7 protein-coding genes are annotated in these 7,270 nt (G+C 61.2%); all 7 read left to right on the top strand.

The genetic code is table 11. From position 1 onward, the window contains the following. Window positions 1-221 precede the first annotated feature (221 nt). Window positions 222-413 carry a hemin uptake protein HemP gene (hemP, locus tag EC912_RS10890; RefSeq protein WP_243649228.1) on the top strand — a complete coding sequence of 64 codons (192 nt, stop codon included), beginning with the start codon at window positions 222-224 and terminating at the stop codon, window positions 411-413. A gap of 121 nt (window positions 414-534) precedes the next feature. Beyond that, on the top strand, window positions 535-1,095 hold the full coding sequence (locus tag EC912_RS10885; RefSeq protein WP_132143808.1) for a hypothetical protein: 561 nt from the start codon (window positions 535-537) through the stop codon (window positions 1,093-1,095). Between the two features lie 161 nt (window positions 1,096-1,256). Next, entirely contained in the window at window positions 1,257-2,528 is a 1,272-nt protein-coding gene (locus EC912_RS10880; RefSeq protein WP_132143806.1) for an efflux RND transporter periplasmic adaptor subunit, read from the top strand. Window positions 2,529-2,590: 62 nt separating this feature from the next. Next, window positions 2,591-3,307 carry an ABC transporter ATP-binding protein gene (locus tag EC912_RS10875; protein ID WP_132143804.1) on the top strand — a complete coding sequence of 239 codons (717 nt, stop codon included), beginning with the start codon at window positions 2,591-2,593 and terminating at the stop codon, window positions 3,305-3,307. Window positions 3,308-3,388: 81 nt separating this feature from the next. Beyond that, a complete protein-coding gene (locus EC912_RS10870) occupies window positions 3,389-4,696 on the top strand; it encodes an ABC transporter permease (protein WP_132143802.1) in 1,308 nt (435 codons plus the stop codon). An 11-nt stretch (window positions 4,697-4,707) separates the two neighbouring features. Then, complete coding sequence (locus EC912_RS10865) at window positions 4,708-5,934, top strand: ABC transporter permease (RefSeq protein ID WP_132143800.1); 1,227 nt, start codon at window positions 4,708-4,710, stop codon at window positions 5,932-5,934. A gap of 23 nt (window positions 5,935-5,957) precedes the next feature. Then, window positions 5,958-7,262, top strand: a complete 1,305-nt coding sequence (locus EC912_RS10860; protein ID WP_132143798.1) for an ABC transporter permease — start codon at window positions 5,958-5,960, stop codon at window positions 7,260-7,262. The last annotated feature ends 8 nt before the right edge of the window (window positions 7,263-7,270 follow it).

The following is a 7,270-nucleotide window of genomic DNA, read 5'->3' as shown; positions in this document are numbered from 1 at the left end:
CGCGACATGGGTGGCCCCGGCTTCCTCTGCCTCACCACCTACGTTGCGACGCTTTACCTCACCAACATAAGCGACAAGCTCCATAAAGACCGCGCGCTCGAGAGAGAGCTCCTACAAAAAACAACGATGCCGATCGCAAACGCCTCATCGGCCTATTGACATGCAAATGAGAATCACTATCATCAACTTCGTACCTACCCCATGCGGAGCTGACCATGTTGATGAGAGCGCTTCCCCTGACCGAAGCACCGGCGCGCGATAAAATCGTCGCGTTGCGTGGACCGTCCGCGACCGCACGCCGCGTCGCCAGCAAGAACCTGCTGGAAGGCTCGCGCGAGCTGGTGATCGAGCATCAGGGCAGTGAATATCACCTGCGCCTGACGCGTAACGACAAGCTCATCCTCACCAAGTAAAGCGGGCAGGGCGGTTGGCCTTCCGCGCGTTCGTTCCTCCCCCGAGCCTATCGCCAGCTCATGTCCAGTGGATGGACGGCCAGCCGGGCTATCCATCGTTCGGAAGTCTCATGGAGACGTTATGTTCGGCTGGCTCGCTACCTTTGGCGTGCATGCGCGCGCCCGTTCCACTCCCGTTACACAGTGGCTTGCCGTGGCGCCGCGTCCGCTGATCGAGAGGCTCGCACAGCTTGGCGGCGTGCTTTATCTCGCTCTTCCACGACGCGAATCGACGGATGACGTCCCTCTCGCTGGATGTCTGGTGGAGCATGCCGAACTCGCTCCGCTGTTGTGCACGCGTTATGTCGGTCTTACCTGCGCGGTTACGTCGGAAGGTCCGCGCGAGTGGATCGAGTGTGCCGACGATGCCGGCCGATTGCTGGCGCGCATCTATCTGCTTCCGGACACCGACTATCTCGCCTGGGACGGTCTCTTCGTGGGCGGCATTCCCGTCGATGTTCCCGCCCGCTGGGGCAAAGCCACCGACATTTGCGGCATGGCCCGGGCACGTGTCCTGCGCTTCACCCGGCACCGTGTCGCGGAGCTGGACGTACTCGGTTCGCGTCCCGTGAGCATCTCCATTCTGGGGCAGGGTGTCGCGCGCGATATCGCGTTGTCCGAATCGGTTGCGATGTCCGGCTAGTTGTCCCCGGTGTCCGTGTCCGGTGTCCGCGGACACCGGTCGCTCAAAACGCTGCATTTATAACCTGCTGACTTGTCAGCGATTTTTGCCGTCCTTCATCATGGCACGATCTTTGCTGAATACCCCTCGTAACCACGCTGTCCGTGGCCAGGGAATCTGCAATGATCCGCGACACCTCCGCACAGGACCGTCTCGTCGAAGTTCGTCCGAACCATAAGCGCAAGCTCATGCTTGCGGGCGCCGGCGTTGCCGTCGTCGCGTTGTGCGTATTCGCCGCACCGAAAGTCATGACAATGTTTTCTGCCGATGCATCGGTCAGCGGATCTCGTCTGAGCTTCGCGACCGTAGAGCGCGGTCCGTTCGTGCGCGATATCGCTGCCGAAGGAAAAGTGGTCGCCGCGGTCAGTCCGACGCTGTATGCGACATCGCCAGGCGCGGTCGTTCTGAAAATTCATGCCGGCGACGTTGTGAAGAAGGGCCAGGTACTGGCTTCGATCACCAGCCCGGAACTGACCAGCAAGCTTGCACAGGAAACATCCGCCGCCAATGCGATGGAAGTCGATTTCCTGCGTGCGCAGATCGATGCGCGCAAGAAGCAGCTGGAATTGCAGAAAGCCTACGACAACGCGGTCATCGACCAGCGGTCGGCCGAGCGCGACCAGGATCGTTACGAAAAGGCCTTCGGCAAGGGCGCCGTGCCCAGCATGGACGTCGATAAGGCCAAGTCGACGGTCGAGAAGGCCGTCATCACGACCAAGCATGCGGAGTCCGACCGCAGCCTGGACAACGACAGCCTGACCTTCGACGTGAAATCCAAGCGCCTGGCCCACGACCGGCAGGTGCTGCTGGTGCAGGACCTCGAACGGCAGGTCGCGGACCTCGACGTGAAGTCGCCCGTCGACGGTCAGGTCGGTCAGCTCTTCATCGCCGAACGCGCCACGGTTGCGAAGGACGCACAGTTGCTCAGCGTCATCGATCTCTCGGCGCTGGAAGTGGAAATGAAGGTGCCGGAAAGCTTCGCACGCGATCTGGGCATCGGCATGCCGGGCGAGATCACGGGTAACGGCAAGGTCTGGCAGGGCAAGGTCAGTGCGATTTCGCCCGAAGTGGTCAACGGCGAAGTGTCGGCGCGTCTGCGCTTCGACGGCGAGACGCCGCAGCAGCTTCGCCAGAACCAGCGTTTGTCGGTGCGCATCCTCCTGGACAAGCGCGACAACGTACTCACGGTGGCCCGCGGTTCGTTCGTGGACGAAAGCGGCGGCCGCTATGCCTATGTCGTGCACGACGGCATTGCCGACAAGCGCGAGATTCGCGTCGGTGCGAACAGCATCGACAAAGTTGAGATCCTCGACGGCCTGAAGGCCGGCGACAAGATCGTGATTTCCGGCACCGACGGTTTCAACGGCGCCGCGCACGTAGCGATCAGTCGATGATCCGCAACGTCATGTGCTCCGTTGTGCCCCGTTAACTACCTATTACCGAAGAGGGAACCGACATGCTGAAAATGACTCACCTGGCCAAGGTCTATCGCACCGAAGTCGTCGAAACCTATGCGCTGCGCGATTTCAATATCAACGTCAAGGAAGGCGAATTCGTCGCCGTGACCGGTCCGTCCGGCTCGGGCAAAACGACCTTCCTGACCATCGCGGGTCTGCTGGAAACGTTCACGGGCGGCGAGTATCACCTCGACGGCGTGGAGGTCAGCAAGCTGGACGATAACGCCCGTTCGCGTATTCGCAACGAGAAGATCGGCTTCATCTTTCAGGCGTTCAACCTGATTCCCGACCTGAACGTGTTCGACAACGTGGAAGTTCCGTTGCGCTATCGCGGCATGAAGTCCGCCGAACGCAAGCAGCGGATCATGGATGCGCTGGAGCGCGTGGGCCTGGCCTCGCGTGCCAAGCACTATCCGGCCGAGCTGTCCGGCGGTCAGCAGCAGCGCGTGGCGATTGCCCGTGCGCTCGCCGGTTCGCCGCGCCTGCTTCTGGCCGATGAGCCGACCGGTAACCTCGATACGCAGATGGCTCGCAGCGTGCTGGAACTGCTGGAAGAGATCCATCGCGAAGGCGCGACCATCGTCATGGTGACCCATGATCCGGAGCTGGCTGCGCGCGCGCAGCGCAACGTGCACGTGATCGATGGCCAGGTGGTCGATCTTGCCGAAGACCCGCGCTTCCATGCGAATGCGCATCTTGTCGGTGCGAATTCGTAAGCCAGCAAGTTGTTCGGGGAGGGGCGCGGCGTTTGCCGCGCAAAGGCGGTTAACGCCGCATCACGCTGGGGATCGATAACCATGTTCGCCTATTACCTGCAACTCGGCCTGCGCAGTCTGCGCCGGAATCCAATGCTTACCGCGCTGATGGTCATGGCGATCGGATTCGGCGTGGCCGCGTCCATGACCACTTACTCGGTGTTTCGCGCGACATCGCGCAATCCGATTCCGCAGAAATCCGACGTGCTCTACATGGTGCAGGTCGACAACTGGGGGCCGGAAAATACCGAGAAGGGCGAGCCGCCGGACGCATTGACTTATATCGATGCGGTGGCCCTCGGACGTGCGAAGCAGGCGCACCGGCAGACGGCGATCTATCCGATTGGCCCGTCGGTCATTCCGGACGACCCTTCGCGTCTTCCGATGCGTCAGGGGGCTTATGCGGTCGGGGCGGACTTCTTCCCCATGTTCGAGGCGCCGTTCCTCCAGGGCGGCCCGTGGACGACTGAGGACGACGATAAGCACGCCAGCGTGATCGTCATCGATCGCAAGCTCAACGACAAACTGTTCAACGGTGGTCAGAGCGTTGGCAAACAGGTGAATCTGGATGGCCGTCTGTTCCGGGTGGCGGGCGTCATCGACGAATGGAATCCGCAGCCGCGCTTCTTCGACGTCGTTAATACCGGTGGCTTCGACGATCCGCCGGGGCTCTATATTCCCTACAGCCGCGCTGTCGACCTGCAGTTGCCGACCAACGGCAATAACAACTGCGCGAAGGACCCGGGAGAAGGCTGGGACAACTACATTCGTTCCGAGTGCATCTGGAACGGGTTCTGGGTCGAGCTTCCCAGCAAGGCCGATGCCGTGGCATACAAGCGCTACCTCGAAGGGTACGCGGCGGAACAGCAGCGCGCGGGGCGCTTCAGCTGGGCGCCGAATGTGCGGCTGCGCAATGTCATGGAATGGCTCGACGTGCAGCATGTCGTTCCGCCCGAATCGCAGATTTCGCTGGCCGTATCCCTGGGCTTCCTCGTGATCTGTCTCGTGAATACGGTGGGCCTGCTGCTTGCCAAGTTCATGCGGCGCGCACCGGAGATCGGCGTACGTCGGGCGCTCGGCGCATCCCGTCGCACCATCTATGCACAGTTCCTTATCGAAGCCGGCACCGTGGGTCTTGCGGGCGGTTTGCTGGGACTGATCCTGACGGGTGTCGGCGTGCTGGGTGTCGGGTTGGTGTTTCCCAAGGACATCGCCCGTCTGGCGACGCTGGACCCCACGTTGATTCTTCTGACGCTGGTGGTGGCTGTCGCAGCCTCGTTGATCGCGGCCTTCTATCCCACGTGGCGCGCCGCTCAGGTGCAGCCGGCGTGGCAGCTCAAATCCAACTAAGGGGCGGTGTCATGCAGATCAAACCGATTCTCGCCGCACTTCGCCGGCACAAGTCAGGCACCATCCTTATCGCGCTGCAGATCGCGCTGACCCTGGCGATCGTGTGCAACGCGCTGTTCATCATCGAGCAGCGCGTCTCGCGGCTGTCGCGCACCACGGGCATGGACGAAACCAATGTCATCGCGATCGCCAATCGATATGTCGGGCCGGGCACGAGCTTCACGCCCACGGTGAAAACGGACCTCGCCGCCATTCGTAACCTGGCGGGCGTGGAAGATGCGTACGCGACGAACTCCTATCCGCTGCGCAACGGCGGCTGGTCGATGGGCGTGCGTCTGAAGCCCGATGCGAAAAAGGAAATCACTTCGACGACGCTGTACTTCATCGACGACCATGCGCTGAAGACGCTTGGCGTGAAACTGATCGAAGGTCGCAATTTCAACGCGGGCGAAGTCATTTCGCTGGATCCGCGCAATTCGACGTCTTTGCCGCAGGTCATCATTACCAAGGCTCTCGCGCAGAAGTTGTTCGAGGATGGCAAGGCGCTGGGCAAGACGATCTATCTCTCGCAGGAAGGCAAACCTTCTACCGTTATCGGTGTGGTCGAGAAGCTGCAGGTGCCCTGGGTCGGTACGTGGGCGGGCAAGTTCGACCAGAACGCGGCCATGCTTCCGGCTATTCTCGACAGCAACTATCAGAATTTCGTGGTCCGCACGCGGCCAGGACAGCAGGAAGCGATGCTGAAAGCGCTTCCCAAGACGCTGTACGCCACCAGCCGCATGCGCGTCATTCCCGAGGAAACAGGTATCCGCACGTTCGAGCAGGTCCGCGCACGAGCGTACGAAACCGATCGCGGCATGGCGATCCTGATGGGTATCGTCTGTGCCGTGCTGCTGGCGATTACGGCGGCAGGCATCGTGGGCCTGTCCAGTTTCTGGGTCGGTCAACGGCGCAAGCAGATCGGTGTTCGCCGGGCGCTTGGTGCTACGAAAAACGACATCCTCAGTTACTTCATGACCGAGAACTTCCTTATCGCGCTGGGTGGCGTCATTGTAGGTTCCCTGCTCGCGGTCGGCATGAATCAGTGGCTGTTCACCCGGTTCGAAATGGAGCGGCTTTCGCTGACATATGTTGCGGTGGGTGTCGTGGCGTTGCTTGCCCTGGGGCAGGCGGCGGTGCTGGCACCGGCGTTGCGCGCATCGCGTGTATCGCCGGTTGAAGCGACACGTACGGTCTGACGCGAATCCATACGGAGACACAGATGTTCGGTTATTACCTCGATCTGGCGATGCGCAGTCTGAAGCGCAATCGGATGCTGACGGCACTGATGATTCTCGCCGTCGCGCTCGGCATCGGTACGAGCATGACAACGCTTACGGTGCTGCATGTGCTCTCGGGCGATCCGATGCCGGGACACAGCCAGCAATTGTATGCGCCGCAGATCGACCCCCAGGGAGCGGACAGCAAGACACCTGACGACGAACCGCTGGACCAGATGACCTGGATCGACGGGATGAATCTGCTGCGCGCGAAACGCGCCGATCGCCAGGCGTTGATGACAGGCGGTGCCGTACCCATTCAGCCGGACAATGCGGCGATCGATCCGTTCTACACCAAGGCGCGCTACACGACGGCCGATTTTTTCCCGATGTTCGAGGTGCCGATGCTCTACGGTCACGCATGGCGTGGCGAAGACGACGATGCCAAGGCGCGTGTGGCGGTGATTTCGGCGAAGCTCAACGAGAAGCTGTTCAAGGGCGAGGACAGTACCGGACGTACTATCCGTGCGAATGGAGCGGATCTCAGGGTCATCGGCGTCATTGGCGACTGGAGTCCCAATCCGCATTTCTACGACCTGAACATGGGTGACTATGCGAAGTCGGAAGATGTCTACCTTCCACTGGCTACGTCGCGCGACCTGAAAATGTCGCGTAGTGGTTCGATCAGCTGCTGGGGCAATGGCAGCGATGCCGAGGAAGCGCTGGAGACGGAGTCTTGCATCTGGTTGCAGTTCTGGGTGCAGCTCGACACACCCGCCAAGGCGGGGGCTTATCGCGACTTCCTGGTTCACTATTCGCAAGAGCAGAAAGTATTGGGCCGTTTCGAGCGGTCGCCGAATGTAGCTCTCCTCAATCTTATGGGGTGGCTCGATTACAAAAAGGTCGTTCCCAGCGACGTGAAATTGCAGACGTGGTTGGCCTTTGGATTTCTCGTGGTCTGTCTGGTTAACACGGTGGGTTTGATGCTGGCCAAGTTCATGCGTCGTGCGGGTGAGATTGGCGTACGTCGTGCCCTTGGCGCGTCCCGTCGCGCGGTATTCGCGCAGTTGCTGACCGAGGCGGGCATCATCGGCCTGGTCGGGGGTGTCGGGGGACTGGCCCTCGCCCTGCTGGGTCTCTGGCTGGTACGAAAGCAGCCGGACGGATACGCAACGCTTGCCCATCTGGACCTTCCGATGCTCGCGTTCACTATCGTGCTCGCAATCTGCACGACGCTTCTGGCAGGCGTGTTGCCCGCATGGCGGGCGTGCCAGGTCGCGCCGGCTCTCCAGCTCAAATCCCAGTGAGGGCGACG

It is taken from the genome of Luteibacter rhizovicinus, assembly GCF_004342265.1.
In the GTDB taxonomy this organism is placed as follows: domain Bacteria; phylum Pseudomonadota; class Gammaproteobacteria; order Xanthomonadales; family Rhodanobacteraceae; genus Luteibacter; species Luteibacter rhizovicinus_B.
The sequence above is the reverse complement of the archived record's forward strand: the minus strand, read 5'-3'. Positions and strand labels throughout refer to the sequence as shown.